Raw genomic sequence first — 26,040 nt, 5'->3', positions numbered from 1 at the left:
CATGAGTGAATTCCGTCAGCAACTGACTTTATCGGTCGCCGTCCGCGACGACGCCCGTTTCGCTAATTACCACGCCGGTCCGAACGAGCAGATCGTGCAGGCGCTGCAGGCGCAGTGGACAGTGCGTGGAGAACCCTTTATCTACCTCTGGGGTGCCCATGGTGTCGGCTGCAGTCATCTGCTGCAGGCGGCGTGTCACTATGCGGAAGGTCTGGGTCACCAGAGTGTGTATCTGCCGCTGGACGAGCTGGCCGAATACAGCCCGGCGGTGCTCGAATCGATGGAGCAGCTGCCGCTGGTCGCCCTTGATAACGTGCAGGCCATTGCCGGCAATCGCGAGTGGGAAGAGGGCGTTTTCCATCTGTTTAATCGCATCCGCGACCGTCAGGGGCATCTGCTGATTGCCGGTCATCAGGCGCCGAATCATCTCGGCATCGAGTTGCCGGACTTATCGTCCCGCCTGAGCTGGGGCATGGTGTATCAGGTCGAGCCTCTGGAAGATGACGACAAAGTGCTGGCGGTGTTGCTGCGTGCCCGACGTCGTGGTCTGAATATGAGCGATGAGGTGGCACGCTTTATTCTGACCCGGGGCCCGCGCGATATGCAGGGCTTGTTTGATCTGCTGGAGCAGCTGGATCAGGCGTCGCTGTCAGCCCAGCGCAAGCTGACCATCCCTTTTATCAAGGCGGAAATGGGCTGGTAAGCCGGGGCCTGGGTTTAACAGGGCGTGCGAAAAAGCGAACAATAAAAAAGGGAGGCTTAAGCCTCCCTTTTTCGTATCAGCTCAGGGCCTTTTTGATGCGGCTCAGGGCGTCTTCCAGCACTTGCATGCTGGTCGCGAAGGACAGACGCATGTAGCCAGGAGTACCGAAAGCAGAACCCGGAACCAGTGCAACGCCGGCTTCCAGCAGCAGCTTTTCGGCGAAATCGACGTCGTTATCGATGCCGGCTTTGGCCATGGCTTCTTTCACATTCGGGTAAGCGTAGAACGCACCGTCAGCGGTAATGCAGCTGAAACCCGGGATTTCGTTCAGGGTTTTGATCACGTAATCGTGACGTTCCTTGAACGCTTTAACCATAGGCTCAACGCAGGCGCGACCGCCATTCAGGGCTGCTTCTGCTGCGACCTGAGAGATGGAGGTCGGGTTAGAGGTGCTCTGCGACTGCACCTTGGTCATGGCCTTGATCAGTTTCAGCGGGCCTGCGGCGTAGCCGATGCGCCAGCCGGTCATGCTGTAGGCTTTGGATACGCCGTTCAGCACTATGGTGCGCTCGTACAGGTCCGGGCACACGGTCAGGATGTTTTCGAAAGCAAAATCGGCCCACCAGATGTACTCATACATGTCGTCGGTGGCGATCAGCACGTCCGGGTGCTTACGCAGCACATCGCCCAGCGCTTTCAGTTCGTCGGCGGTGTACGCCACGCCGGACGGGTTGGAAGGGCTGTTCAGCACCACCAGTTTGGTTTTGGCGGTGATGGATTTTTCCAGTTGCTCGGCGGTGATTTTGAAACGGGTAGTTTCGTCGGTTTCAATGATCACAGGCACGCCGCCGGCAATCACCACCATGTCCGGGTAAGACACCCAGTATGGCGCCGGGATGATCACTTCGTCGCCCGGATTGATGAACGCCAGAGACAGGTTAAAGAAGCTCTGTTTGCCGCCGCACGACACCAGAATCTGAGACGGTTCGTAGCTCAGGCCGTTGTCGTTTTTCAGTTTGTTGATGATGGCTTTTTTCAGACCTGGGGTGCCGTCCACCGCGGTGTATTTGGTGAAGCCCTTGGTAATCGCTTCAATGGCTGCCTGCTTGATATGCTCCGGAGTATCGAAATCCGGTTCGCCCGCACCAAGGCCAATAATGTCTTTGCCAGCCGCCTTAAGTTCGGCAGCACGGTTGGTTACCGCCAAGGTCGGGGAAGGCTTGATCTGTTGAACGCGATCAGACAGTTGCAGGTCCAAAATGTGTATCCTCAAAAACGCGATGGGATGGTGGCAGAACCGTGCGAGAATCCGCCCCGTCTGCCGGTCAAAAAAACCGTATAATGCTATCCGATTTAGCCCCTGACTGGAATCCTGATGAGCAAGGCATTTGAGCTTACAAGCAAGTATCCGCCGGCCGGAGATCAGCCGGAAGCCATCCGCCAGCTGGTTGCCGGTGTCAATGCCGGCCTGCTGAAACAAACCCTGCTGGGCGTTACCGGCTCGGGGAAAACCTTCACCATGGCGAACGTTATCGCCCAGTGTCAGCGTCCGGCCATCGTCATGGCGCACAACAAAACACTGGCCGCTCAGCTGTACGGTGAGTTCAAAGAGTTTTTCCCGAACAATGCGGTTGAGTACTTCGTGTCTTACTACGACTACTACCAGCCGGAAGCCTACGTGCCGTCGTCCGACACCTTTATCGATAAAGACGCCTCGGTGAACGAGCATATTGAGCAGATGCGTCTGTCGGCGACCAAGGCGCTGATGGAGCGGCGCGATGCGATCATCGTCGCGACTGTGTCGGCGATTTACGGTCTGGGTGACCCTGAGTCGTACCTGAAAATGATGCTGCACATCGTGCGCGGCGACCGTATTGATCAGCGCAGCATTCTGCGCCGCCTGGCCGAGCTGCAGTACACCCGCAACGACGCCGATTTCCATCGCGGTACCTACCGGGTGCGCGGTGAAGTGATCGATATCTTTCCGGCGGAGAGCGACGATGAAGCCATCCGGATTGAGTTGTTCGACGACGAAGTCGAACAGATCGCAAGCTTCGACCCGCTCACCGGGGCGGTGTACAGCAAGCTGGCGCGGGTAACCATTTACCCGAAGACCCACTACGTAACCCCGCGTGAGCGCATTCTCGATGCCATCGACAACATTAAGGTCGAACTCGGCGAGCGCCTGCAGTATTACCGCGACAATAATCTGCTGGTCGAAGCGCAGCGGCTGGAGCAGCGCACCCGCTACGACCTCGAAATGATGCAGGAGCTGGGGTATTGCTCGGGCATTGAAAACTACTCGCGCTATTTATCCGGGCGCGGCGAAGGCGAAGCACCGCCCACGCTGTTTGATTACATCCCTGACGACGCGCTGGTGTTCGTCGATGAATCCCACGTGACCATTCCGCAAATCGGCGGCATGTACCGCGGGGACCGTTCGCGCAAAGAGACGCTGGTGCAGTTCGGTTTCCGTCTGCCGTCGGCGTTGGATAACCGGCCGATGCGTTTTGAAGAATGGGAGGCCATCGTTCCGCAGTGCGTGTTTGTGTCGGCCACGCCGGGCAACTACGAAAAAGAGCATCAGGATGCGGTGGTTGAGCAGGTGGTGCGCCCGACCGGCCTGATCGATCCTGTGGTCGAAATCCGCCCGGCGACCGGGCAGGTGGATGACGTACTGCACGAGCTGCAGCTGCGCGTGGCCAAGGGCGAGCGTGTGCTGATTACCGTGCTGACCAAGCGCATGGCCGAAGACCTCACCGAGTTTCTGCACGAACAGCAGGTCCGCGTGCGGTATCTGCACTCAGACATCGACACCGTAGAGCGGGTGGAAATCATCCGCGACCTGCGTCTGGGCGAATTTGATGTGCTGGTGGGTATCAACCTGTTGCGGGAAGGTCTGGATATTCCGGAAGTGTCATTGGTGGCGATTTTCGACGCCGACAAAGAAGGCTTCCTGCGTTCCGAGCGATCCCTGATTCAGACCATAGGGCGGGCGGCGCGGAACCTGAACGGTACTGCCATTCTGTACGCCGACCGCATCACCGATTCCATGCAGCGCGCCATCGACGAGACCGAACGCCGCCGCGAGAAGCAGGTGGCCTTCAACACCGAGCACGGCATTATTCCGCGTGGTGTCACCAAGTCGGTGGAAGACATTCTGGAAGCGGCACCGCCGCCAGGCAAAAAGGGCAAGGGTAAAGGCCGTGGCCGTAAAGTGGCGGAAGACGCTGCCGGTTACGCGGGGGATGACTGGAAAGCCATGCCGGCGTCCGAGCTGGTGAAACACATGGCACAGGTAGAAGACCGTATGTTCAAAGCCGCGAAAGACCTCGACTTTGAAGAGGCCGCACGTCTTCGCGATCTGTTGCATGAGATGAAAAAGCAGACCATCGCCAACAGCTGAATGTGCCCTTGAAGGAAAACGTCGGCCGGGCCGTTTTATCGCCCGGCCGTTTGCCGACAAATCTTTAAATAACAACCAGTTGCAAACCGTCGGGGGCTTGGTTAGTATACGCGCCACTTCAGGACTATAGCTCAGTTGGTTAGAGCGCTACCTTGACATGGTAGAGGTCGCCAGTTCGAATCTGGCTAGTCCTACCAGATACAAAAAAAGCCGCTTCAGCAATGAAGCGGCTTTTTTATTGCCTGTTTTTCTTTCTATCCGTTTTTCTTTCTATCGTTTTTTATCTGGCCGCTTTCTTTCTGGCCATTTTCGCGAGCGGCTGTCCTCTGTTCAGAGTGCTCGGTCAGGGCGGGTGCTGTCGTTGACGGAACTGCCCATACGTATCTGATTACGGCCCGCGCGTTTGGCGTTGTAGAGCTCGTTGTCGGCCAGCGCCAGCATCATATCCAGACGCAGTTCATCGCACTGGTCGCAGCTGCTGACACCAAAGCTTGCTGTGGTGCGGATGGCCTCGCCATTGATCACGATGGGCGTATTCATAAATGCCGCCCGCAACCGTTCGGCCAGTTGTCCGGCCTGTTCCAGACCGGTCTGCGGCAGCAGCACGGCGAATTCCTCACCGCCGAGGCGGGCCACGATATCGACTTTGCGGGTGGTTGCTTCGGTCAGGCGGGCAATGTGGCGCAGCACTTCGTCGCCGGCTTCATGACCGAAGTTGTCGTTGATCTGTTTGAAGTAATCGAGATCGAACATGATCAGTGATGCCGGACGATGAAAGCGCACGGCTTCTTTCAGTATCTGATCGCCCAGATTAAAAAAAGCGCGACGGTTATTCAGGCTGGTCAGCGGGTCGACGCCGGCGAGAAATTCGGCTTCGCGTTTGGCGTCTTCCAGTGCCTGTTCAATCTCTTTGCGCTCGCTGATGTCGGTGGCAATTTCAATGCGCACCAGGCGGCCGTCGGTCCAGATAATGGCTTCGTCGCGGCACTGATACCAGTGGCCGGTGCGGGTGTTCTGAAATTCCCACACGTACACGCCGGTCGGAGAGCCGCGGTCGTTCACCAGATGAGCATTGGTGCAGAAGGTACAGGGGCCTTTCTGATCTTTTTGCAGATACTCCCAGCAGCGCTTACCGCCGGGTTCGCCCCATTTCTGACGGCCATATTCGTTGATGAACAGCAGCTCGTGGTTGTCCATATCGGCGACATAAATGAGGGCGTCGAGGCTGTTCAGCACCGTCATCAGCGCCGACGAGGCGGATGCGGTTTCGGGAGGGGCTGGCTTGCTCATATCAGAATAATGGCTGGGTTTGTCTATCAGATTAGACCTGTCGGCCGGATGGGGCAATTCATCCAAAGGAATAAGTGCGGTTCTGCGGAGCACCAGCGATGAGGGTCAATCGTCGCTGAAAGCAACTGAGCGTCGGGGCCGTTACCGGCCCCGACGCTCAGGCTTGGTTCATCTTCAGCTCAACGTCTCGAAGGTCAGGCCGGCTTTGTCCTGCAGGCGGTCAAGATAGCGCTCGTCAAACACCGATGCCGGTGTCCAGAAGCCACCTTTGCGGTCCTTTTTGCCACCGTTCTCATCGTGCAGGTCGCAGGCCAGGCTGACGATGGCTTCGCCCAGCATTTTGCCGGTTGAGCCATAGCCCGGGTCTTTGTCGCCGGTGACGCGGGTGATGATGGTCTCGTTGGCGCTGGTGCGGCCAATAAAGCGCAGATCGTAGAAACCTTCTTCCTGTGCTTTCGGGCTCGGGCCTTCGCCCGGCTTGGGCAGGATGGTCTTTTCCAGCAACCAGCGGGTCGGTTTGATCGCCGCCAGCACCATAAAGGCGCCCAGGAAAAAGGCGTAAACGGACGCGCCGATCAGGCCCTTGGCGCCGTCGCCGGTGAGTACGGCTTCGTCGTAGGTAAAGTCGCTGCCGTACAGTTTGTCGCGCAGGGCGTTGGAGCGGTGCACCACGCGGGTGTTGATGGCGGCCATGATGAAGGGCGCGGTGTAGCTCACCATGTCAGTGTCTTTACTGACGCCGTTCATGCTGGCCTGGCGGGCACTGAAGCCGTGGCCGGTGGGGCACAGGGAATACGGGTTGGCCAGTTCTTTGCGCAGGGCGGGGTTGGCAACCATCTCTTTGGTCAGTTCCAGCATGCTGGCGACGGTGCCGCCGGATACGCCGCCTTTACCGGCTTTAAAGCGCATTTTCACTCGGTTGGCGCTGCGGCCGAAGCGCTTCTGGGCTTCCTGTTGCAGGAAATACACGCCCATGTCAGACGGCACGGAATCGAAACCGCAGCAGTGCACAATGCGTGCGCCGGAGGCCTGAGCCGCCGCCTCGTATTTGTCCAGCATGCGCCGGATCCACTGGGGTTCGCCGGTCAGGTCGCAATAGTCGGTGCCGCTGATGGCGCAGATTTTTACCAGAGGTTCGCCGTACAGAGCGTAAGGGCCGACGGTCGAAACCACCGCGCGGGTCTGGTCGCACATGGCCCGCAGTTCATCTTCGTTGGCGGCGTCGGCAATAATGATCGGCAGCTCTTTGGCCTTGTCTTTAAGCACCGGCTCCAGCGAACCGCGGACTTCCTGCAGTTTGCGTTCGGAGCGGCCGGCGATGGCCCATTTCAGGTCGCCACCGACACCGTATTGGGTGGCCAGATAGCGGGTCAGGATCTGGCCGACAAAGCTGGTCGCGCCGAAAACGATGAGGTGGTACTGAGCCTTGGATTCCATGGAAATATCCTGTTTATTCTGATTATCATCCGCGGTCACCTTAACCGGATTTTTGGGGCACGGTAAGGGGCAAACGGGCTGTTTGGCGGGGTTTTCAGGCACATTCGCTTGTATATACGGAAATCCGTATATACGATGCCCGCATTCTGCACCGGCAGGCGGACGCCGCCGGTTTGAGCTTATTGTTGAGGATCGCCTGATGGATTCCGCAGCCCGTTTGCCCGACACCCAGTCAGCCCCGCTGAGCCTGACGCCGCTGACCCTGTTCCGGTGCCTGAATGACGACACCCGTCTGAGTCTGGTGCTGCTGTTGCACAGCCGTGGCGAGCTGTGCGTGTGCGATCTGATCAGTGCACTCAATCACAGTCAGGCCCAGTTAAGTCAGACCCAGTTAAGCCAGACCCAGTTAAGCCAGACACCGATCAGCCAGCCAAAAGTCTCCCGCCATCTGCAGCCGCTGCGCGAAAGCGGCCTTCTGACCGCCGAAAAGCGTGGTCAGTGGGTGTACTACCGCATTAATCCCGCGCTTGAAGACTGGGCCCTCGACATTCTGTCCGCCGCCGCACGGGCGTCCGAGAGCCAGATTCAGGCGCTGGCGGGTCATTTATTTTCCAATTGCTGTGTCACCGACACCTGCGGGTAAACCATGAAACTCCTGTTTGTTTGTACCCATAACCGCTGCCGCTCCATTCTGGCGGAGGCCATCTGCCGCGATGAGGCGGGGGATGTGTTCGACGTACGCAGTGCCGGCAGCCAGCCGGCGGGCGTTGTATTTCCGGGCACGCTGAATTTTCTGACGGCGCACAACATCCGTACCGACGGTTTACAGAGCCAGAGCTGGGATGAGTTCGCTGCTTTTAATCCCGATGTGGTGATTACCGTGTGCGACAGCGCCGCCGGTGAGGCTTGTCCGCTGTGGATGGGCAGCAGCCTGAAAGTGCATTGGGGTCTGACCGATCCGTCGAAAGAAACCGATCCGGTTCGTCAACTGCAATTATTTACCGATGTCGCCGCTGAATTACGTCGCCGCATCCGGGTGCTGAAAAACCAGAATTTCAAGGGTATGGAGGCAGACGCCATCCGCCGCACATTTATGCAGGTTGTGGAGCAATAACAATGGGTATTTTCGAACGATTCCTGACCGTCTGGGTCGGTGCCGGTATGGTGCTTGGCGTGGTGCTGGGCTTATTGTTGCCGGATGTTTTTGCGGCGATTGCCGGGTTGGAAATTGCGCGCGTCAATCTGGTAGTGGCGGTACTGATCTGGCTGATGATTTTCCCCATGATGATTCAGATCGACTTTTCTGCCGTTAAGGATGTCGGCAAAAAACCGCAGGGGCTGCTGCTGACGCTGGTGATTAACTGGCTGATTAAACCCTTCTCAATGGCGCTGCTGGGCTGGCTGTTTTTCCGCGTCTTTTTTGCCGGGCTGGTGGATGCACAAACCGCCAGCGAATACATTGCCGGCATGATTCTGCTGGGCGTAGCACCTTGTACCGCCATGGTGTTTGTCTGGAGTCAGCTGACCAAAGGCGATCCGAATTACACCCTGGTGCAGGTGTCGGTGAACGATCTGATCATGGTGTTTGCCTTCGCGCCAATCGCTGCTTTTTTACTTGGGGTGTCCGATATTCAGGTGCCGTGGCAAACCCTGTTGCTGTCGGTGGTACTGTATGTGGTGCTGCCACTGGTCGCGGGTGTATTCACACGTCGTCTGTTATTCGTGCGTGGTGGCGAGGCGCTGTCACAGTTTGTGGGTGCTATCAAACCATTTTCGATTCTCGGTCTGATCAGCACGGTGGTGATTCTGTTTGCGCTGCAGGCGCAGACCATTGTCGCCAAGCCAATGGACATTGTGCTGATCGCCATTCCGTTGCTGCTGCAAACCTATGGCATCTTTTTTATTGCCTATTTTATTGCGCGTAAAATGCGGCTGGCGCACAACATTGCCGCACCGGCCTGCATGATCGGCACCAGTAATTTCTTTGAACTGGCGGTGGCCGTTGCCATTTCGCTGTTTGGTCTGAATTCCGGTGCCGCTCTGGCGACCGTGGTGGGTGTGCTGGTGGAAGTGCCGGTGATGCTGTCGTTGGTGGCGTTTGCCAACCGCACGCGGAACTGGTTTGCATGATCGGACTGGGCAATGCCGGCGCCGGTTTTCAGGTGTACATCGAAAACCGGCCGCCGCTGCCGCAATACCAGAATCTGACGGAACTGCGCGCCATGCAGCCCGGCGAAATTGCCGCCATTGCGCAGGAAACCGGTAACCACTGGCGCAAAATATTTAACGTTTACGCCAAGCTGGTGTTTGCCGTGAATCCGGCCGGATTCAGCCGCTGGCAGGACCTGCGCGATCAGCAGTTGCTGCAGCAGGGCAGTGGACAGGCTTTGCTTTTTTCGCCCCCCGACGTCTCTGTGAAAACGGCCGGTGATACTCAGTCGGGGTCAGGGCAGCCCGGTACAGTAAGGCTGTTGCTGGCGCGTAAATACGCAGATGCCTTAGGCCTGACAGTGGATGAAGTTAAGGTGTCGCATTCGTCCGGGCGTGGTGATTGGGCGGGCGAGGAAGGGCGTTCATGGCGCTGGCTGGATGCCGATTTTGCTGTGCACAAGGCATCGGGTCTGATTTTGTGTCCGTATTTCGACTACCGGCAGTTATCGGATGTCCGCATTCAGCGCTTGGTCAGCTGGCTGAAACGCGCCTGATAACACCTTTGCCCCGAATCGCAGGCAAGAAAAAGGGGAGCCGGAGCTCCCCTCGCGCATGGCTTTGCGCAGTTGTCGTTTATCGTCGGCCCGCCGGGCTTTTATGCTCTGACCGTGGGCGCCGCCCTTGCGCATAATGGCACTGCAGGCGTGCAGGTTACGCCGGTGATTGGCGTCTGTGTGTTTGTCTTTGCTCATGGCTTTTCTCACCGTTTGTCTCAAAGGTTTTCTTACTGGTTCTCTTGCACGTTCTCTTACAAGTGTTCCTTGCCCGGTTACCCGCTTAAGCAGGTAATCGTCGTGCGCTGATGCTTTTCTGACCAGGCAGGCGCCATTGTGACAGAAAACGAATGCGTTCTGCACGGAATGAATACGCAGCCCGGCAACGCGGCGGCCGGTCTTGCGCGCACGGGCCTTCGGTGGTGGTAAGCCCCGGTCCGTAAAACTACGCAGCCGCCCTGTGGCCTGGTCGTATTTATCAGGATGCCGTCCCGATATATGCTTACGTATCCGATGTCGCCGTCTCAGGGGAACCGTAAGCATGCTGGATATCGATATTCTCAACTGGCTGAGTCTGGTGTGGTTTATTCTCTGTTGGGTGGTCTACACCCAGTTCGCCAAATACAAGGCCCGCACCACGGCGTCGTTGTCGTCGGTGCTGCACGTCCACCGGATTAACTGGATGCGCCGTCTGTTGCAGCGCGAAGTGCGGGTGGGTGACGCCTCGTTGCTGGCGAACATTGAGCGCAACGTGAATTTCTTTGCCTCGTCCTGTGTGCTGATTCTCGCCGGTCTGCTGACAGCCATGACGGCGGTGGATCAGGTGGCGGCCATGCTGGCTGATTTGTCCTTTGTATCGCCCGATAATCTGCTGACGCTGGAACTGAAAATGGCGACCCTGATCGGCATTTTTATCTACGCTTTTTTTACCTTTACCTGGTCCATGCGTCAGTTCGGCTTTGCCTCGGTGCTGGTCGGTGCGGCGCCTATGCCGGGCGATGATTCCGTGACCGCCGCTGAGCGCCGCAGCTTTGCCATTTTTGCCGCCAAAGTGATCGACCACGCCAGCCGCAGCTATAACTACGGGTTACGGGCGTTTTATTTCTCGTTATCGGCGCTGAGCTGGTTTGTGCACCCGCTGGCCTTTATGGCCGCAGCGAGCCTGATTGTGGCGGTGCTTTATAAGCGGGAGTTTCTGTCGAATTCGCTGTACGCCATGATGAAAGTCGAAAACGTTGGCGACAAAGTCTTTAAAGACGACAAAGAGCTGTCGAAATACTGATGAGCAGGTAATGGCTGCAAATAAAAAAGGCGCGTGAAGCGCCTTTTTTATTGTCTGCCATGAAACCCTGGAATGACCTCTGTGGATTTAATCCACACTCTCGGTTTCAGCGACAGCTTTGGCAGTAGCGTACGGCTCATTTTCCAGCCACAGGGCTACGTCATTGGCGATTTTTTCCCAGCCCGGTTCGGCAATCAGCCAATGCGCATGGTTCGGATAACTGCGGTACTGGGCGTGGCGGTATCGGGCTGCCACTTTTTTATTGATGGTGGCCGGCGTGATATGGTCGTCGTCGCCGCTGACAACCAGCATGGGTTGTTGCACCGACGCCGGGTTCACCACCGTGGTTTTATTCGGATCGATCAGCCAGAAGCCGATTTCAAAGGCGGCGCGGCCGCTTTCGTAGCGCATCTGCAGATACGCATCCTGCGCGGCCTGTGGCGACAGTTTGTTGAACAGCGCGTAGCGGGCGGCGGTGGGCGACAATTTATTCGGCTTTTTCCAGAATCCCCAGCGCGCCATAACACCCATAAAACTGCGCACCACCGACGGGCTCAGGGCGTGAATACCGGCCGGTGATGCCGGGCAGAGCAGCACGGCTTTGGCCACCAGATCACGCGCACACAGCATCTGCACCAGCAGGCCGCCCATCGAATGGCCGATCAGCACGGGTTTTTGCGGCAGGGTGCGGATAAACACTTCCAGATCATCGGCATAATCCTTCAGGCTGGTGCGGCCAAGCGCCGGCAGACCGTTATTCAACGGCTCATGGTGGCGCAGTGCAGGGCGGTGACACTCGTAGCCACGCTCGCAGAAAAAGCGTTCGTAGGGCTCAAAGACCTCGGGGCCACACCACATGCCATGAATAAAAACGATGGGCGGTTTTGTCTGTGCCTGCATTGCTTCCCCCGGAATGTCTGGCCTGTTTTTGCTGATTGTTATACGTCAGGGTGCTGCAGGCGTCCAGCAGTCGCGCCGGGCCGCTGCGCCCGGTACACTGCCTGCCCATAGAAAATAGATAAACAGAAAAGCGATAAACAGGAGATCAACATGCTGAACCTTTTGCTGGGCGCCATCATTGTGGTACTGGTCATTTATGCCCTGCGCCGTGCCGGTGCGCTGGGTGGCGGTAAAGCGGCGGACGAGCAGATTGCCGACGGCGAACGCTTTCTGGCCGGCAATAAAACCCGCGAGGGCGTTACCGAAACCGCCTCGGGACTGCAGTATGAAATGCTGAGCAAGGGCACTGGCGAACGCCATCCGGGCCCGCGTACCCGCGTGCTGGTGCATTACCACGGCACTCTGCTGAACGGCACTGTGTTCGACAGCTCGGTGCAGCGTAACGAGCCGATTGCGTTCGGTCTGAATCAGGTGATTGCCGGCTGGACCGAAGGCGTACAGCTGATGGTCGAAGGCGATAAAACCCGTTTCTGGATTCCGTCGCGTCTGGCCTATGGCAATCAGCGCGTCGGCAATATTCCACCGGGTTCTGTGCTGATTTTTGATGTCGAACTGCTGTCGATTCAGGACTGATCATCGGGCGCTGGCTGAGGATTAAACGATTATGCTGCACGGGCTGAAGGCGTGGCTTGAACCTGGTAACCCCTGGCGGTTTTTAAAGCAGTGGCTGGGGCTTGAAACCGTAGCTCAGCCCTTGCCGGCCTGGCCGCAAGAATGGTCTGCCATTCTGCAGGAACGGGTGCATTTTTATCGCGAATTATCCGACGCCGAACGTCCTTTGTTTGAACAGCGCTGCCTGCAGTTTCTGGCCGATACCCGGATCGAGGGCGGTGTCGAAATTGATGTGACCGACACCGACCGTCTGCTGGTGGCCGCCAGTGCCGTGATTCCGGTGTGGGGATTTCCCGACTGGCATTATTTTAATGTCGATGCCGTGTTTCTGTTGCCGGGGCCGTTTAATGACCGCTTCGAATGTGGTCAGCCGGATTCGCGCATCAGTGGCATGGTTGGCAGTGGTCCTATGAGTGGCAAGCTCGCGCTCAGCCGTCCGGACCTGCACGCGGGCTTTGCCAACGGCCGCGACAAACACAACGTTGGCATTCACGAATTTGCCCACCTGATTGATGGCGCCGATGGTCGTGTGGATGGTTTTCCCGAACGCATGGAACCCTATCGTTTTGCCGAACCCTGGTTTGCGCTGGTACAGAAAAAAGTGCAGGACATGGAAGCCGGCGACACCGGCATTCCGCAATACGGCGCGACGAATCCGGCGGAATTTTTTGCGGTGGCGTCGGAGTATTTTTTCGAGCGGCCGGAGCTGATGCAGAAAAAACATCCGCAGCTTTATCACTGGCTGAGCGAGTTTTACCGCCAGAATCGCGCCGATGCCGTGCGCGCGCAGGCCATTCGCGAGGCCACACAACGCGCCGTGCTGAAAAAGCAGAAGACGCCGCCTTCGGCGAAACGGGCCAAGTCGGTGCTCTCCGGCAAAAAGGCAGCCAAATGACAGGCGCTGGTTCTTACTGGGCGGTATCGGCGGCGCGCACGAGCGGCTATTCTGCAACCTCTCAACACCTTATTGACGGGTTACCTCATCAAGGCAGGATGGTTTGATGCTGCGTTTTGTCGTTCTGTTACTGCTGACTGCCCTGAGTGCGCTGTGGATGGCGCCGGCATCCGCTGAGGATGTGACGGCCGGCAACCTTCCGGAACGCCTGCGCCTCGGCACCTTTCATATTCCTTTGCTGGCGGAATCGGCCAGCCGTGGCCGTTTTGTCGAGCTGGCCCGGCGCGTGGCTGCCGAGGCTGGTCTTGAGTTAGACATCGTCTTTATGCCCACTCAACGCACCCGCGAGGCCTTTGCCGAGCGTGCGCTGGACGGTTTCTTTCCGGCGCTGGCCAGCACCCTGACCGTGCCTTACAACGCCAGTACCGCCTTCAGCACCAAACGTATTTATGCCTATACCCTGAGCGGCCAGCCGCTGATCAGCCGGGCGGAGGATCTGGAAGGGCATCAGGTGGGGTACACCGAAGGCTTTACCTACCCGGATGAGATGATGCGGGTGTCCGGTGCCCAGTATCAGAGCGCCAACACCGACCCGCAGAACCTGCGTAAGTTGCTGGCCGGGCGAATTGATGTGTTTCTGGGGGATGAGGATTCTACCCGCGAGAATATCCGCCAGCAGCTGGCGGTGGGGCGCATCGTGTACGACGAACTGCACCCGCTGGCAATTCTGCCGATTTTCTTTGCCTTTCAGCCCGACGCCCATGGCCGTGAACTGGCCGGGCGTTTCAGCAGTGCGATTCGTCGTCTGAATCAGAGCGGCGAGCTGATGCGCATTCTGGCGCCGGACGGCCAGTAGGGCGCTTATTCAGGAGCGCCTATTTCAGAGCGGCAGGGCGCCTATTTCAGAGTGGCAGGGCGCTTCTTAGCCCAGAACGCTTTTGCCAGAACAGAAGGGTGATCAGCCCTGCAGGCGTTCCGGGGTTAATTCAATGCTGGTGTCGTTGTTGCCAAGCCACAGGGTGCCGTCCTGAATATTGGCCTGCAGACGCATGGAGCGGTCGACCAGGCCTTCCAGCTGAGCAATGGCGTCGGCGTCGAAATTAAATACGCTCAGATTGCTAAAGCGGCGGCAGGTGTTCTGCATCTGTTCCCACCACAATTGCGCGGCGCGGCCATGGTAGGTGTAAATCACAGATTTTTGCGCTTTATTGCAGGCCTTGCGGATGCGTTTTTCATCCGGCTGACCCAGTTCAATCCACAGTTCCACTTCGTCGCTCAGCGAATGCGCCCACAGGTCGGGTTCGTCATCGGTGCTGAGGCCACGGGTAAATTCAAGATTATCGGCCGCGTTTAAGGCAAAGGCCGCGATGCGCACCATCATGCGCTCGACGGTTTCAGACGGGTGCTGGGCGATGGTCAGGTTGTAGGTCTGATAATGATTGCGGTCCATGTCACTGACCATGAGTTCCGCTTTGTAGATGGTTGCCTTAAGAGCCATGAAATCCGCCGTGCACCAGAATAAAAGGCGCCATTGTAGCGGCCGGCCGCGCGCTTGTCCGGACTGGCCGCGCAAATTTGTGTGCCGCTGCTGCGGGTTTTACCGGGTGGTTAAATAACGGGCCGCCTGATAGCATCGCCGCCGCTGTCGTTTTGGCTGGTTACGGTTGTTGTGATGCCTGATGTTCTGATTCTTGCTGCGTTTATTCCCACCTTCTTTTTCGTGTCCGTTACCCCGGGTATGGCGATGACGCTGGCCATGAGCACCGGCATGAGTGTTGGTATGCGCGGCGCGCTGTGGATGTCAGTGGGTGAGCTGACCGCGGTCGGGCTGGTATCGACCGCCGCTGCTGTCGGCGTGGCCGCACTGATGCTGAATTTTCCGCTGGCGTTTCTGGCCTTCCGCCTGCTCGGTGGTTTGTACCTGATGTTTCTGGGCTGGCAGCTGTGGCATTCGCGCGGCAAGCTGGCCGTGGTGGTGGGCCAGACCCGGCGTGCGGTGCAGCCGGCGCTGCTGATCCGTCAGGGTTTTATTACCGCTGCCGCCAACCCGAAAGGCTGGGCGTTTGATGCGGTATTGCTGCCGCCGTTTCTGGATGCCGGCAAACCTTTTATGGCGCAGTGGCCGGTGCTGCTGATCATAATTCTGGTGATCGAATTTCTGTGTTTAATGCTGTACGCCGCCGGCGGTAAAAGCCTCGGCCAGTTCCTGAACAGCCATGGCCGTATTCAGACCCTGAACCGCATTTCCGGCGGGCTGATGGGGCTGGTGGGGCTGTGGTTAATGCTGGGCGGCTGATACTGGGCAGCTGATACTGGGCAGCTGATATGGGCGTTAGTGCTGGGCGCTGATGCCTGTTATTTAATGCTGGGCGTTTCATATTCCACGGCTGTAAGAAAACCAGCAGGCAGGCGACTAAGCGGTTATCTTCTTACCTGCGATCAACGCCGCACGCCGATGGCCGGGAGCCTCTTATGACCACGCCTGTGTCCGATTCCAACTCGTCTTTTTCAGCCCGTGATGTGCGCCAGTTGCGGGCTGGTGATTACTTACCCGCATTTGCTTTGCCAGCGCTGGATGGCAGTGTGTGGTCGACCGAACAGCTTGCCGGGCGCAAAGCGCTGGTGGTGTTTTTCCGCTTCGCCAGCTGCCCCTTCTGCAACCTCAGATTGCATAAGCTGATTCAGCTGCAGGCGCAGTTACCCGCGGATTTCGCCATGGTGGCGGTGTTTGATTCATCGGCTGCAGAGTTACGTCCCTACGCTGAGCGCCACAGCGCGCCTTTTCCGGTACTGGCCGACGAAGGTGCCGCCGTGCACCGCCAGTATGGTGTGCGTTATTCCTGGTGGGGCGTACTCAAGGGCATGGTCACGCGGTTGCCCACGGCGCTGTATTCCATGCTGGCGAAAGGCTATTGGCCAACGGCCTTCAGTGGCGCCTTGCACACTATGCCGATGAATTTTCTGGTGAATGCAGACGGGCGTATCGCGACGGCCTATTATGGAGCGGATGAGGGCGATCATTTGCCGCTGGAAGACATCCTGTCGTTTATTTAATCGGTGGGTGCATTAAATGTATTGCTCACCCGACTATTTCCAAACTTATTTTTCTTTGTAGAGATTGGATAGCTTTTTAGAGTATTCCAGTAGTGGATGATCGATATCAAAGTCAGTTAAAGTGGCTAGGCTAGGGTTTACAAGGTTCTTAACGGTTTCATATTTTACCAATTCAGATTGCTCTCCTAGCAATGTGAAAAGTTGACTACTTTCAAAGCTGTTGTAGTTCTTGATGGCGAACTCTAGCGACCTAATGGCATTGACGAAGGATTTCATTTTTCAAGGATTTCTTTCGACTCATCTTCTATTTTGCTATTTATCAATGGTCTTTTTAGTTGTATTTTTAGTGAGGTCAGTTCGGAACTCAGGTGTTCACCTAATTCTGATATTTTCTCCAAATCAGTTTCCTTGATTTTTGATATGGAGTTTTCATTTCCAATTTTCTTTCGGATCAAACGCGCTTCATTTCTGGATTTTGCTGTGAGCGTGATTAATTTCTTTGTTATTTCCATTGCTGTGTCGATCGATTCTAGGCTTCTATTTGTTGATATCGAGTGCTGCCAACTTTGGTAAGTTGCAAAGCCGAATAATACTGCCGCAATAGTTGCTGCATAAGCGGCAACTTCGAATAGATCTTTTACAACTTGGAAAGTGGAGGCTGTATTATCTGAAAGTATTATCAATATACTTGATAGTAGTATTGCGTGGGGTATCAGTAAGACGCAGGGGATGATCCAATCACTCGAACTGTCTTTCAGCATCATAGTAACGTCCTTGATTAGAGAGTTTACGCAACAAGCTAAAACGAAAAAGCCCGCTTGTCATTGCTGAACAAGCGGGCTTTTAGAATTAGTGGTAGCAATGGGCAGATTTGAACTGCCGACCCCAGCATTATGAGTGCTGTGCTCTAACCAACTGAGCTACATTGCCACTTCAACCTGACCGGCTGTGCCGTTCAAGTGGTGCGCATTATGCCATCATAATTTTTTCTGTCAAACACTTTTTTCTGATAATTTTCAAAGAGTTAGACATGGGCTGAATCTCTGTGGGTAAAGCCGTGTGCGGGGCTGCGTTTGGCTGCAGGAGACCGGGCAGCTTGCCCGGCTGTGCTCGCAGCGTCCGACCCCCGACCCCCGACCAGGCTTCCGGCTTCAAGCCCCCAGCGTCCAAAAACAAAAAGCCCCGCCGTCTGTGCAGAGGGCGGGGCTTCTGGGGTGCAGGGCGGGGCGTCTTAAACGATGCCCTGTTCCTGCAGGTCGGCGATCAGGCTGTCGATGGTTTCCTGATCGGCGGCCAGACTGATGTCGGCGTGATCGGCACCACCGGCCACCAGAACCACCAGGCCGGCGGCTTTCAGCACAGGTGCGTTGTCGTTGTCGGCAATCGCTGCCACACGGCCCATTTCAAACAGGCGACGGTCCAGACGCTGCGCAACTTCGGCGGCGTTGACCGCGTTGATGGCAACAATGGCCGGCTTCTGGTTGAAGCGACGGGCTTTTTCTTCGGCGCTGACCGGACGGCTGTCGTCAGAATCGCTGGCTGCACCCACGATCATGCCGGCGCCAACGGTAACGTTGGTCATGCGGTCGATGATGATGAAGGCGCCGGTGCCCTGAATTCTGGCGTAGCTGTCAAACGGTACGGCTTTCTCCAGTGATACTTCCACCAGAGCGATTTCGTTCAGTTTTACCTGTTCGGCCTGGCTCTGTTCCATGGTGTTCACATCGACCAGGTGATGAACCTTGGAGATGGTACCGGCGGTGGAGCTTGAGGCGAATTTCAGGTTGTACGGCTTGCCCGGAATCAGCGCGTTTTCGGTCATCCATACGATGTCGGCGTTGAGCTTTTTGCTCACCACAGGCTGGTCGTCGATCTTCACGATCACGTCGCCGCGGCTGATGTCGATCTCGTCTTCCAGGGTCAGGGTGATGGCCTGGCCGGCGAAGGCTTCGTTCAGGTCGCCGTCGAAGGTGACGATGCGTTCAACCTTGCTGGTTTTCTGCGATGGCAGCGCCATGATGGTGTCGCCCGGCTTCACGGTGCCGGAGGCGATGGTGCCGCAGAAACCACGGAAGTCCAGATTCGGACGGTTCACGTACTGCACTGGCAGACGGAAGTTTTCCATGTTCTTGTCTTTGGCCACCTCTACGGTCTCGAGGATTTCCATCAGGGTCTGGCCCTGGTACCACGGAGCACGCGCGGATTTTTCTACCACGTTGTCGCCGTCGAGGGCGGACATTGGTACGAAGTAGATGTTGTCCAGATGCAGCTTCTTGGCAAATTCCAGGTAATCGGCCTGAATTTTGTTGAAGGTGTCTTCGCTGAAGCCCAGCAGGTCCATCTTGTTCACGGCCACAACCACGTGCTTGATGCCCAGCAGAGAGGCAATAAAGCTATGGCGTTTGGTCTGGGTCTGCACGCCGTAACGGGCGTCGATCAGAATGATGGCCAGATCACAGGTCGAGGCACCGGTCGCCATGTTGCGGGTGTACTGTTCGTGTCCCGGGGTGTCGGCGATGATGAACTTACGCTTGGCGGTACTGAAGTAGCGGTAGGCCACGTCAATGGTGATGCCTTGCTCACGCTCAGCCTGCAGACCGTCAACCAGCAGGGCCAGGTCCGGACGGTCGCCGGTGGTTCCCACTTTGGCGCTGTCTTTGGTGACGGCGGCCAGCTGATCTTCGTAGATCATTTTTGAATCGTACAGCAGACGACCGATCAGGGTCGATTTGCCGTCGTCCACGTTACCGCAGGTCAGGAAACGCAGCAGTTCTTTGTTTTCGTGTTGCTTCAGGTACTCGAGGATATCGGAAGCAATCAGATCAGATTGATGTGACATATCAGAAGTAACCCTCTTGTTTCTTCTTCTCCATCGAACCGGATGAATCGTGGTCGATGGCACGGCCCTGACGCTCGGAGGTGGTGGTCAGCAGCATTTCCTGAATGATTTCCGGCAGGGTGGCGGCTTCGGATTCCACGGCGCCGGTCAGCGGGTAGCAACCCAGCGTACGGAAGCGCACGGATTTCATTTCCGGAACTTCGCCTTCGGCCAGCGGCATACGCTCGTCGTCGACCATGATCAGCATGCCGTCACGCTCAACCACCGGACGCTTGTCGGCGAAGTAGAGCGGCACCAGCGGGATGCTTTCCAGATAGATGTATTGCCAGATATCCAGCTCGGTCCAGTTCGACAGCGGGAAAACACGGATGCTTTCGCCCTTGTTCACTTTGCCGTTGTAGATGTTCCACAGTTCCGGACGCTGGTTTTTCGGGTCCCAGCGGTGCTTGCTGTCGCGGAAGGAGTACACACGCTCTTTGGCGCGGGATTTCTCTTCGTCACGACGGGCGCCTCCGAAAGCGGCATCGAAGCCGTACTTGTCCAGCGCCTGTTTCAGGGCCTGGGTTTTCATCACGTCGGTGTGCTTGGACGAGCCGTGGGTGAACGGGCCGATGCCCTGTTCCACGCCTTCCTGGTTGGTATGAACGATCAGTTCCATACCGATGTCTTTGGCCATCTTGTCCCGGAACTGAATCATCTCTTTGAATTTCCACGTGGTGTCCACGTGCATCAGCGGGAAAGGTGGTTTGCCCGGATAAAACGCTTTACGGGCAAGATGCAGCATTACCGCTGAGTCTTTACCGATGGAGTAAAGCATCACCGGATTGTCGAATTCTGCAGCGACTTCGCGGATGATATGAATACTCTCCGCTTCCAGCTGCTTAAGGTGGGTCAGGTTATAGTCAGTCATTTTGCCGTGGTGACTCCCGGAACATATAAAAGACGGGCATGATAAAACCGGCGCAATATAGCAAGTTGCCTGATATATAAGAAGGTAAATTCAATAACATTTAGCTATATGTATATAGGCATGAATAACCCTTTTTTCAGGGCCGCCGGAGGCGCTTTCTTCCTACCGTTTTCAGGGGATTTTTCTGCATGGCGCAGGAGACAAAGGTAACCATTTCAGGCCCGGCAGGCACACTCGATGCACGCTGGACCGCCACAGAACAAACCCGCCTCGGACTGCTGATGTGTCATCCGCATCCGCTGTTTCAGGGCACCATGGACAACAAGGTCGTCACCACCGTCACCCGCACCGCGGTGGCCATGGGGCTGCCGAGCCTGCGCTTTAACTTTCGCGGTGTCGGCGCCAGTGAAGGCCAGCATGATCATGGTGCGGGCGAGCAGGACGACGTACTGGCGGCGCTGAATTACGCGCGTGACACTCTGGGCTGGGAACGCGTGATTCTGGCCGGCTTCTCGTTCGGCGCCGGGATGGCCTGCCTGAGTGCCTGCCGCGCACCGGAGGCGCTGGCCGCGCTGGTGTTGCTGGCGCCGGCGGTGCATCACTTCGACGCCCCCAATCAGCTGCCGTATGAGTTTGATACCTTTGTCTATATGGGCGACGCCGATGAGGTGGTGCCGTTTGATGAGGTCACGCACTGGGCCGAAACCGTGGTGCCGGTGCCGCATTTCCAGATTTTCCGCGACTGCGGGCACTTTTTTCACGGTCGCCTGACCGATCTCAAGGCCAGCCTGCAGGACGATCTGGCCCCGGTTCTGGTGCACGAAGGGCTGCGCTGACGCTGTTCTGACAAGGGAAAACGCGGTCAGCCGTTTGCACTTTGGCCGCGCCTTGGTTAAATTTCGCGCCCTGAAATTCCGCCTGCCGTCCGTCCGGACGCCAGCCTGCTCACTATTATCCCCATGATTAAGGGAGACTGCCTGTGTCCACGCCCTGGGAGCTGTATCAGGAAGACCTGAAACGCGACGATTTTTCCTACGATCCGGCTCAGGAAATGGCCGTAAAACATCTGCAGCGTCTGTACGACGATCTGATTGCCGCCGAACAGCGCCGCAGTCAGCAGGGGATGTTCAGCAAACTGGCAGGCAAACTGAGCAAGAAGCAGCCGCTGCCGGAAAAAGGCCTGTACTTCTGGGGTGGTGTTGGCCGCGGTAAAACCTATCTGGTCGATACCTTCTACGATGCGCTGCCGTTTCAACGCAAAATGCGCACGCACTTTCACCGCTTTATGCAGCGTGTGCACCGCGACCTGACCGAGCTGGTCGGCGCCAAGAACCCGCTCAGCATTGTCGCCGACCGCATTGCCGACGAAGCCGTGGTGATCTGCTTCGACGAATTCTTTGTGTCCGACATCGGCGACGCCATGATTCTCGGCGGTCTGATGCAGGAGCTGTTCTCCCGTGGTGTGACCCTAGTGGCCACTTCCAACATTGTGCCGGACGGTCTGTATAAAGACGGTCTGCAGCGCGCGCGCTTCCTGCCGGCGATCAAGATGCTGAACGAGTTCACCGAAGTGGTGAACGTCGACTCCGGCATCGACTACCGTCTGCGTACGCTGGAGCAGGCGTCGCTGTATCACTATCCGCTGAGCAATGAAGCGGAAGCGGCGCTGAAAAAGGCCTTCGAAAGTCTGGTGCCGGATGTGCGTCATATCCGTACCGACTGCACCGTGGAAATTCTGGGTCGCAAGATTCCGGTGAAAGCCCGTTGCGACGATATCGCCTGGTTCGATTTCTACGCCCTGTGCGATGGCCCGCGTTCTCAGAACGACTACATCGAACTGGGCAAGCAGTTCCACGCCGTGCTGGTGTCGAACGTGCCTGTGATGGGCGCCAAGAACGACGACGTTGCGCGCCGCTTCATTAACTTCATCGACGAGTTTTACGACCGTGGCGTGAAGGTGATTATGTCGGCCGACGCGGCGATTCCGGCTATTTACGGGCAGGGCAAGCTGGAGTTTGAATTCCAGCGCACCACCTCGCGTATGCTGGAAATGCAGTCACACGACTATCTGGCGCGTGAACACCGCGTCGAATAATCCTGACTCGTGCATAATCGGACAGCCCTTCGGGGCTGTTTTTGTTTTTAGCGACATAAGAAACACCGTATGCACATCCATTCGCTTGAAGGCTACATCCAGAATATTTTCCTGGTCGAAGATCATGACCGCCTGTTACTGCTGGATGGCTGCAGCCGCGCCGACGTCGATAACGTCTGCGCCTACATTACCGGCACGCTGAAGCGTCCGCTGTCCGATCTCAAACTGATTGTGGTGACTCATATGCACCCGGATCACGCCGGTGGTGCGCATTTTCTGCGGGCACGTACCGGCGCGCCGATTGCTGCTCACCCCAAGGCCTGGAGCTGGTACGCCGGTCTGGCCGGGCGCACGGCGCACGCCATTGATGTGGGGCTGACTTACTGGGTGGCCGGCCGTATCGGCAAGCCCAAGGCGCATATCTGGTACAACCCGATCCTGACGCCGGATCTGGTGCTGGACGATGATCAGACGCTGCCCGGTTTCGACGACTGGAAAGTGCTCTATACGCCGGGGCATACCGATCACGACCTGTCGCTGTGGCATGTGCCGACGCATCAGATTTATGTGGCCGACCTGATGGTGATGGTGCGCCGTCAGCTGCAGGCGCCGTATCCGATCTGCCATCCGAATCAGTACCGCGAATCGCTCAGGCGGGTGCAGGCGCTTGATGCAGCCACCGTGTTCTGTGCGCATGTGCCGCCGCAACCCGGCAGCGCCATTCCCTTTGATGAGCTGATTGCACAGGCGCCAAAGCGGCCGAAGAATCACTGGTACTCGACGAAAAACCGGATTGCCCGCAAACTCGGGGGCGCCAGCCGGCATCATTAAGTGCGGGCCTGATCGGTCAGGCCCCGTTACCGGCGGCATCTGTTGAGTTGTCGGAGAGTCTTATGAATACCTATTGGCTGCTGTCTGCGGCCATCGTTGCGGAAGTGATTGCCACCAGTGCGCTGAAAGCCTCAGAAGGGTTCAGCAAACCCGGCCCGGCGGCCGTGGTGGTGATCGGCTATGCGATTTCCTTCTATCTGCTGGCCATGGTGCTGAAAAGCCTGCCGGTGGGCATTACCTACGCCATCTGGTCCGGCGCCGGCATCGTGCTGGTCACCCTGATTGGCTGGCTGGTGTACAAGCAGACGCTGGATCTTCCGGCCATGCTTGGCATTGGTCTGATCATGGCCGGAGTGCTGGTGATCAACCTGTTCTCACAGGCGTCCGGCCACTAAACGCTGACTGCGTGGCGGCCTCAGCCGAGACTGCCGAGGCCGAACTTCTTACTCAGAATCTTATCGCGCAGACCCACAGGCAGCAGGCGGGCCATGAGGGGCAGTGCGCGGCTGCCGTGGCCGATGCGGATGACGGCATCTGGCTTGCTGAGCAGTTGCGCCATCAGTTCACGGGCGAAATCGGCCGCCGGTGTCGGGTTGTCCTGCGACGCGGTGGCACGGGCTTCCATCTGCGCTTTTAACGGCGCGTACAGCGATTGCGGGGTGAGGATGCGGGCCAGATTGGCCAGCGAGTTGTCGCCGAACTTCGACTGAATCGCCCCCGGCTGTACGGTGACCACCTGAATATGGAAAGGTGCCAGTTCCATGCGCAGCGCGTCGCTTAGGGAGTGCAGGGCCGCCTTGGTCGCACAGTAAGCTCCGGAAAACGGTGTGGTCAGAATACCGGATACCGAACCAATGTTAACGACCTGCGCCGGCTGCTCGGCCGACGCCGCCGCGCGCAGCAGTGGCAGCATGGCCTGAGTCAGTGCGATCGGAGCGTAGACGTTGGTGGCGAACTGCTGATGCAGGGCGTCGGTGCTGAGCTCGGCAACCGGGCCCATCGCGGCGTAACCGGCGTTGTTGATCAGGCAGTTGAGCTGGCCCGACTGAGCCTGGATGGTTGCGGTGGCCGCGGCGATATCGGCAGGCTGGTTAACGTCCATGGCCAGCGGGGTCAGCTTGTCGCTGGTCAGATTGCTCAGGCTGCTGACGTCACGTGCTGAGGCGTATACCCGGTAGCCGTGGCGCAGGAATTCTTCGGTTAATGCCCGGCCGATGCCTGAGGAGCATCCGGTAATCAGGACCGCTTTTTCACTCATGATGATTCCGTTGTTTTCGTTGTTTTCGTTGTTTTCGTTGTTTTCGTTGTTTTCGTTGTTTTCGTTGTTTTCGTTGCAGTGCTTGTTATTCGTTTGGCCGCTGATCTTAATCGCTTTTATGTGACAACTGTCAGAGCGGCGCCGTGCGGTGGAACCAGGGCTGCGCCTGTTCCAGTTGCGCGGCCAGCTGCAGCAGGGTCAGGTCGTCGCCCAGCGGTGCAATCAGCTGAGTGCCCAGTGGCAGGCCCTGTTCGGTCCAGTACAGCGGCACCGACATGGCCGGCTGGCCAGTCAGGTTGGCCAGCTGGGTGAAGGGCAGCTTCTCCAGGCTGTCGAGGGCCATCTGCTTCACCATGCCGCTTTTCAGCAGCAGCTTGTGCAGGCGCAGGCCGTTGATCACTTTCATCGCCAGCGCTTCGGCCAACGGCGGATTAAACGCGCCGATTTCAACGGGCTCTGATGCCAGTGTTGGTGTCAGCAGCAGATCGTATTTCTGATGGAAGGCATTCATGGTCTGGGTGAGGCCGTTCCAGCGGCGTTTGGCCGTTACGTAGTCGGCGGCGGTGATGGTCTTGCCCAGATAGCCGAGTACGCGGGTGGCGTCTTCGACCTCCAGTTGCGCAAAGCGGGTACCGAGCTGACCGGCCATAAAATCCATGTCGGCGGCGACCTGACCGAAATACATGGTCAGGTAGCTGTCGGCCAATTGCGCGCCATCGAGTTCCAGCGTAACCGGTTCAACCTCGTGGCCCAGCGAGCGCAGCAGGCTGGCGCTGGATTCGGTGGCCCGGATGGCGTCGTCGCTGACGTCCCGGCCGACAAACGAGCGGCTGGTAAAGCCGATGCGCAGTTTCCGTACCGGCGTCAGCAGCCCCTGACTGAAGCCTGGGGCTTTCGCTACCGGATAGGGCGCTGACGCATCCGGGCCGCCGATGGCGTCCAGCATGGCGGCGCTGTCACGCACCGAGCGGGTGAGCACGTGTTCGGTGGCCGCGCCATCCCAGAAGTCGGTGGCATACGGGCCGGTCGGTACCCGCCCACGGCTGGGTTTTAAACCGAACAGGCCGCAGCAGGCGGCCGGAATGCGGATGGAACCACCGCCATCCCCGGCCGAGGCCATGGGCACAATGCCGGCGGCGATGGCGGCGGCAGAACCGCCGCTGGAGCCACCCGGGGTGTGATTCAGATGCCAGGGGTTACGGGTCGGCCCCCAGGCTTTGGGCTCGGTAACGCCCATCAGGCCCAGTTCGGGGGTGTTGGTTTTGCCAAAAATAACCAGACCGGCCTGTTTGAAACGACGGGTGAGTTCGCTGTCGCGCGGTGAGATAACGCCTCTCATGGCTGCGCTGCCGTTGCTCATCGGGGTGCCTTCCAGTGCGCAGAGCAGGTCTTTCAGCAGAAACGGCACGCCGGTGAAGGGGCCGTCGGGCAGGCCGGCATCAATCTGCTGGCGGGCGTGATCGTACAGTGGGGTAATGATGGCGTTGATCTGCGGATTCACCGCCTCGGCGCGGCTGATGGCCATGTCGAGCAATTCACCGGCGCAGGTATCACCGTTGCGGATCAGGCCGGCAAGACCCGTGGCATCGTAGGCCCGGTACTCAAATTCCGGCGCCGCTATGCCGGCGTCGCGCGCATCCTGTGGGGCCACGGCCGTAATGTCGTTGGAGATGAGTTCTTGCTCGACCATAGGATGTCCTGCCGGTTCTTGTTGTTATCAGGCCTTCTAATTAACAAAAATCTCAGACCCCTGACAACCACAG

26 protein-coding genes and 2 tRNA genes are annotated in these 26,040 nt (G+C 57.6%); 17 read left to right on the top strand and 11 right to left on the bottom strand.

Features of this window, described 5'->3' with window-relative positions; genetic code table 11:
* Position 1 precedes the first annotated feature (1 nt).
* Positions 2-703 (top strand): DnaA regulatory inactivator Hda, encoded by a 702-nt coding sequence (gene hda, locus ACQUQU_RS08830; RefSeq protein WP_430462872.1) that lies wholly within the window; start codon positions 2-4, stop codon positions 701-703.
* 76 nt (positions 704-779) lie between these two features.
* Here hda and ACQUQU_RS08825 read toward each other — a convergent pair whose 3' ends face one another.
* On the bottom strand, positions 780-1,964 hold the full coding sequence (locus tag ACQUQU_RS08825) for a pyridoxal phosphate-dependent aminotransferase (protein ID WP_430463029.1): 1,185 nt from the start codon (positions 1,962-1,964) through the stop codon (positions 780-782).
* 114 nt (positions 1,965-2,078) lie between these two features.
* Between ACQUQU_RS08825 and uvrB the strand changes: the two genes are divergently transcribed.
* Together uvrB and ACQUQU_RS08815 are read left to right on the top strand one after the other, a co-directional pair.
* The gene (uvrB, locus tag ACQUQU_RS08820) at positions 2,079-4,109 is read left to right on the top strand and encodes an excinuclease ABC subunit UvrB (RefSeq protein WP_430462871.1); all 2,031 of its coding nucleotides are present in this window, start codon (positions 2,079-2,081) and stop codon (positions 4,107-4,109) included.
* A gap of 120 nt (positions 4,110-4,229) precedes the next feature.
* A tRNA-Val gene (locus ACQUQU_RS08815) sits at positions 4,230-4,306 on the top strand.
* A 133-nt stretch (positions 4,307-4,439) separates the two neighbouring features.
* Here the strand turns inward: ACQUQU_RS08815 and ACQUQU_RS08810 are convergent.
* Both ACQUQU_RS08810 and ACQUQU_RS08805 read right to left on the bottom strand, forming a co-directional pair.
* The gene (locus tag ACQUQU_RS08810; protein ID WP_430462870.1) at positions 4,440-5,399 is read right to left on the bottom strand and encodes a GGDEF domain-containing protein; all 960 of its coding nucleotides are present in this window, start codon (positions 5,397-5,399) and stop codon (positions 4,440-4,442) included.
* 174 nt (positions 5,400-5,573) lie between these two features.
* Positions 5,574-6,836 (bottom strand): saccharopine dehydrogenase family protein, encoded by a 1,263-nt coding sequence (locus tag ACQUQU_RS08805; protein WP_430462869.1) that lies wholly within the window; start codon positions 6,834-6,836, stop codon positions 5,574-5,576.
* Positions 6,837-7,035: 199 nt separating this feature from the next.
* Here ACQUQU_RS08805 and ACQUQU_RS08800 point away from each other — a divergent pair, with 199 nt between their 5' ends.
* The 5 genes from ACQUQU_RS08800 (at position 7,036) to ACQUQU_RS08780 (ending at position 10,823) form a co-directional block, all read left to right on the top strand.
* Positions 7,036-7,479: an ArsR family transcriptional regulator gene (locus ACQUQU_RS08800; protein ID WP_430462868.1), complete on the top strand. Its 444-nt coding sequence runs from the start codon at positions 7,036-7,038 to the stop codon at positions 7,477-7,479.
* A gap of 3 nt (positions 7,480-7,482) precedes the next feature.
* On the top strand, positions 7,483-7,950 hold the full coding sequence (locus ACQUQU_RS08795; protein WP_430462867.1) for an arsenate reductase ArsC: 468 nt from the start codon (positions 7,483-7,485) through the stop codon (positions 7,948-7,950).
* A 2-nt stretch (positions 7,951-7,952) separates the two neighbouring features.
* Positions 7,953-8,966 (top strand): ACR3 family arsenite efflux transporter, encoded by a 1,014-nt coding sequence (arsB, locus tag ACQUQU_RS08790; protein WP_430462866.1) that lies wholly within the window; start codon positions 7,953-7,955, stop codon positions 8,964-8,966.
* Entirely contained in the window at positions 8,963-9,541 is a 579-nt protein-coding gene (locus ACQUQU_RS08785; protein WP_430462865.1) for a DUF6942 family protein, read from the top strand. Before arsB ends, ACQUQU_RS08785 begins: the two co-directional genes overlap by 4 nt.
* A 541-nt stretch (positions 9,542-10,082) precedes the next feature.
* The gene (locus ACQUQU_RS08780; protein WP_430462864.1) at positions 10,083-10,823 is read left to right on the top strand and encodes a DUF599 domain-containing protein; all 741 of its coding nucleotides are present in this window, start codon (positions 10,083-10,085) and stop codon (positions 10,821-10,823) included.
* A gap of 87 nt (positions 10,824-10,910) precedes the next feature.
* Here ACQUQU_RS08780 and ACQUQU_RS08775 read toward each other — a convergent pair whose 3' ends face one another.
* Positions 10,911-11,723, bottom strand: coding sequence for an alpha/beta hydrolase (locus ACQUQU_RS08775; protein ID WP_430462863.1), 813 nt, complete (start codon positions 11,721-11,723; stop codon positions 10,911-10,913).
* Between the two features lie 150 nt (positions 11,724-11,873).
* Between ACQUQU_RS08775 and ACQUQU_RS08770 the strand changes: the two genes are divergently transcribed.
* From ACQUQU_RS08770 to ACQUQU_RS08760, 3 genes are all read left to right on the top strand, one after another.
* Entirely contained in the window at positions 11,874-12,356 is a 483-nt protein-coding gene (locus ACQUQU_RS08770) for an FKBP-type peptidyl-prolyl cis-trans isomerase (protein ID WP_430462862.1), read from the top strand.
* A 31-nt stretch (positions 12,357-12,387) separates the two neighbouring features.
* The gene (locus ACQUQU_RS08765) at positions 12,388-13,290 is read left to right on the top strand and encodes a zinc-dependent peptidase (protein WP_430462861.1); all 903 of its coding nucleotides are present in this window, start codon (positions 12,388-12,390) and stop codon (positions 13,288-13,290) included.
* A 106-nt stretch (positions 13,291-13,396) separates the two neighbouring features.
* Positions 13,397-14,146, top strand: a complete 750-nt coding sequence (locus tag ACQUQU_RS08760; protein ID WP_430462860.1) for a substrate-binding periplasmic protein — start codon at positions 13,397-13,399, stop codon at positions 14,144-14,146.
* Between the two features lie 102 nt (positions 14,147-14,248).
* On the opposite strand, the gene ACQUQU_RS08755 is transcribed toward ACQUQU_RS08760, so the two are convergent.
* Positions 14,249-14,788, bottom strand: coding sequence for a YaeQ family protein (locus ACQUQU_RS08755; protein ID WP_430462859.1), 540 nt, complete (start codon positions 14,786-14,788; stop codon positions 14,249-14,251).
* Between the two features lie 174 nt (positions 14,789-14,962).
* On the opposite strand from ACQUQU_RS08755, the gene ACQUQU_RS08750 reads away from it, so the two are divergent.
* Entirely contained in the window at positions 14,963-15,586 is a 624-nt protein-coding gene (locus ACQUQU_RS08750; protein ID WP_430462858.1) for a LysE family translocator, read from the top strand.
* 176 nt (positions 15,587-15,762) lie between these two features.
* Positions 15,763-16,344 carry a peroxiredoxin family protein gene (locus ACQUQU_RS08745; RefSeq protein WP_430462857.1) on the top strand — a complete coding sequence of 194 codons (582 nt, stop codon included), beginning with the start codon at positions 15,763-15,765 and terminating at the stop codon, positions 16,342-16,344.
* A gap of 272 nt (positions 16,345-16,616) precedes the next feature.
* Here ACQUQU_RS08745 and ACQUQU_RS08740 read toward each other — a convergent pair whose 3' ends face one another.
* The 4 genes from ACQUQU_RS08740 to cysD form a co-directional block, all read right to left on the bottom strand.
* Complete coding sequence (locus ACQUQU_RS08740) at positions 16,617-17,108, bottom strand: hypothetical protein (protein ID WP_430462856.1); 492 nt, start codon at positions 17,106-17,108, stop codon at positions 16,617-16,619.
* 89 nt (positions 17,109-17,197) lie between these two features.
* Positions 17,198-17,274 (bottom strand) — tRNA-Met (locus ACQUQU_RS08735).
* A gap of 301 nt (positions 17,275-17,575) precedes the next feature.
* The gene (cysN, locus tag ACQUQU_RS08730; RefSeq protein WP_430462855.1) at positions 17,576-19,183 is read right to left on the bottom strand and encodes a sulfate adenylyltransferase subunit CysN; all 1,608 of its coding nucleotides are present in this window, start codon (positions 19,181-19,183) and stop codon (positions 17,576-17,578) included.
* 1 nt (position 19,184) lies between these two features.
* Complete coding sequence (cysD, locus tag ACQUQU_RS08725; protein WP_430462854.1) at positions 19,185-20,093, bottom strand: sulfate adenylyltransferase subunit CysD; 909 nt, start codon at positions 20,091-20,093, stop codon at positions 19,185-19,187.
* Between the two features lie 188 nt (positions 20,094-20,281).
* On the opposite strand from cysD, the gene ACQUQU_RS08720 reads away from it, so the two are divergent.
* The 4 genes from ACQUQU_RS08720 (at position 20,282) to ACQUQU_RS08705 (ending at position 23,414) form a co-directional block, all read left to right on the top strand.
* Positions 20,282-20,929, top strand: a complete 648-nt coding sequence (locus ACQUQU_RS08720) for an alpha/beta hydrolase (RefSeq protein ID WP_430462853.1) — start codon at positions 20,282-20,284, stop codon at positions 20,927-20,929.
* Between the two features lie 143 nt (positions 20,930-21,072).
* The gene (zapE, locus tag ACQUQU_RS08715) at positions 21,073-22,188 is read left to right on the top strand and encodes a cell division protein ZapE (RefSeq protein ID WP_430462852.1); all 1,116 of its coding nucleotides are present in this window, start codon (positions 21,073-21,075) and stop codon (positions 22,186-22,188) included.
* A 69-nt stretch (positions 22,189-22,257) separates the two neighbouring features.
* On the top strand, positions 22,258-23,019 hold the full coding sequence (locus tag ACQUQU_RS08710; RefSeq protein WP_430462851.1) for an MBL fold metallo-hydrolase: 762 nt from the start codon (positions 22,258-22,260) through the stop codon (positions 23,017-23,019).
* A gap of 62 nt (positions 23,020-23,081) precedes the next feature.
* Positions 23,082-23,414, top strand: a complete 333-nt coding sequence (locus ACQUQU_RS08705) for an SMR family transporter (RefSeq protein ID WP_430462850.1) — start codon at positions 23,082-23,084, stop codon at positions 23,412-23,414.
* A 20-nt stretch (positions 23,415-23,434) separates the two neighbouring features.
* Here ACQUQU_RS08705 and ACQUQU_RS08700 read toward each other — a convergent pair whose 3' ends face one another.
* Both ACQUQU_RS08700 and ACQUQU_RS08695 read right to left on the bottom strand, forming a co-directional pair.
* Positions 23,435-24,277 carry an SDR family oxidoreductase gene (locus tag ACQUQU_RS08700; RefSeq protein ID WP_430462849.1) on the bottom strand — a complete coding sequence of 281 codons (843 nt, stop codon included), beginning with the start codon at positions 24,275-24,277 and terminating at the stop codon, positions 23,435-23,437.
* Between the two features lie 130 nt (positions 24,278-24,407).
* Positions 24,408-25,967 carry an amidase gene (locus ACQUQU_RS08695; protein ID WP_430462848.1) on the bottom strand — a complete coding sequence of 520 codons (1,560 nt, stop codon included), beginning with the start codon at positions 25,965-25,967 and terminating at the stop codon, positions 24,408-24,410.
* Positions 25,968-26,040: the final 73 nt, after the last annotated feature.

It is taken from the genome of Thalassolituus sp. LLYu03, from assembly GCF_050507655.1.
In the GTDB taxonomy this organism is placed as follows: Bacteria; Pseudomonadota; Gammaproteobacteria; order Pseudomonadales; family Oceanobacteraceae; genus Venatoribacter.
This window is presented reverse-complemented; position numbering and strand designations above follow the sequence as displayed.

Coding starts and splice junctions, on each gene's coding strand:
- hda (WP_430462872.1), top strand. CDS start 2: ATGAGTGAATTCCGTCAGCAACTGACTTTATCGGTCGCCGTCCGCGAC.
- uvrB (WP_430462871.1), top strand. CDS start 2,079: ATGAGCAAGGCATTTGAGCTTACAAGCAAGTATCCGCCGGCCGGAGAT.
- ACQUQU_RS08810 (WP_430462870.1), bottom strand. CDS start 5,399: ATGAGCAAGCCAGCCCCTCCCGAAACCGCATCCGCCTCGTCGGCGCTG.
- ACQUQU_RS08805 (WP_430462869.1), bottom strand. CDS start 6,836: ATGGAATCCAAGGCTCAGTACCACCTCATCGTTTTCGGCGCGACCAGC.
- ACQUQU_RS08800 (WP_430462868.1), top strand. CDS start 7,036: ATGGATTCCGCAGCCCGTTTGCCCGACACCCAGTCAGCCCCGCTGAGC.
- ACQUQU_RS08795 (WP_430462867.1), top strand. CDS start 7,483: ATGAAACTCCTGTTTGTTTGTACCCATAACCGCTGCCGCTCCATTCTG.
- arsB (WP_430462866.1), top strand. CDS start 7,953: ATGGGTATTTTCGAACGATTCCTGACCGTCTGGGTCGGTGCCGGTATG.
- ACQUQU_RS08785 (WP_430462865.1), top strand. CDS start 8,963: ATGATCGGACTGGGCAATGCCGGCGCCGGTTTTCAGGTGTACATCGAA.
- ACQUQU_RS08780 (WP_430462864.1), top strand. CDS start 10,083: ATGCTGGATATCGATATTCTCAACTGGCTGAGTCTGGTGTGGTTTATT.
- ACQUQU_RS08775 (WP_430462863.1), bottom strand. CDS start 11,723: ATGCAGGCACAGACAAAACCGCCCATCGTTTTTATTCATGGCATGTGG.
- ACQUQU_RS08770 (WP_430462862.1), top strand. CDS start 11,874: ATGCTGAACCTTTTGCTGGGCGCCATCATTGTGGTACTGGTCATTTAT.
- ACQUQU_RS08765 (WP_430462861.1), top strand. CDS start 12,388: ATGCTGCACGGGCTGAAGGCGTGGCTTGAACCTGGTAACCCCTGGCGG.
- ACQUQU_RS08760 (WP_430462860.1), top strand. CDS start 13,397: ATGCTGCGTTTTGTCGTTCTGTTACTGCTGACTGCCCTGAGTGCGCTG.
- ACQUQU_RS08755 (WP_430462859.1), bottom strand. CDS start 14,788: ATGGCTCTTAAGGCAACCATCTACAAAGCGGAACTCATGGTCAGTGAC.
- ACQUQU_RS08750 (WP_430462858.1), top strand. CDS start 14,963: ATGCCTGATGTTCTGATTCTTGCTGCGTTTATTCCCACCTTCTTTTTC.
- ACQUQU_RS08745 (WP_430462857.1), top strand. CDS start 15,763: ATGACCACGCCTGTGTCCGATTCCAACTCGTCTTTTTCAGCCCGTGAT.
- ACQUQU_RS08740 (WP_430462856.1), bottom strand. CDS start 17,108: ATGATGCTGAAAGACAGTTCGAGTGATTGGATCATCCCCTGCGTCTTA.
- cysN (WP_430462855.1), bottom strand. CDS start 19,183: ATGTCACATCAATCTGATCTGATTGCTTCCGATATCCTCGAGTACCTG.
- cysD (WP_430462854.1), bottom strand. CDS start 20,093: ATGACTGACTATAACCTGACCCACCTTAAGCAGCTGGAAGCGGAGAGT.
- ACQUQU_RS08720 (WP_430462853.1), top strand. CDS start 20,282: ATGGCGCAGGAGACAAAGGTAACCATTTCAGGCCCGGCAGGCACACTC.
- ACQUQU_RS08710 (WP_430462851.1), top strand. CDS start 22,258: ATGCACATCCATTCGCTTGAAGGCTACATCCAGAATATTTTCCTGGTC.
- ACQUQU_RS08705 (WP_430462850.1), top strand. CDS start 23,082: ATGAATACCTATTGGCTGCTGTCTGCGGCCATCGTTGCGGAAGTGATT.
- ACQUQU_RS08700 (WP_430462849.1), bottom strand. CDS start 24,277: ATGAGTGAAAAAGCGGTCCTGATTACCGGATGCTCCTCAGGCATCGGC.
- ACQUQU_RS08695 (WP_430462848.1), bottom strand. CDS start 25,967: ATGGTCGAGCAAGAACTCATCTCCAACGACATTACGGCCGTGGCCCCA.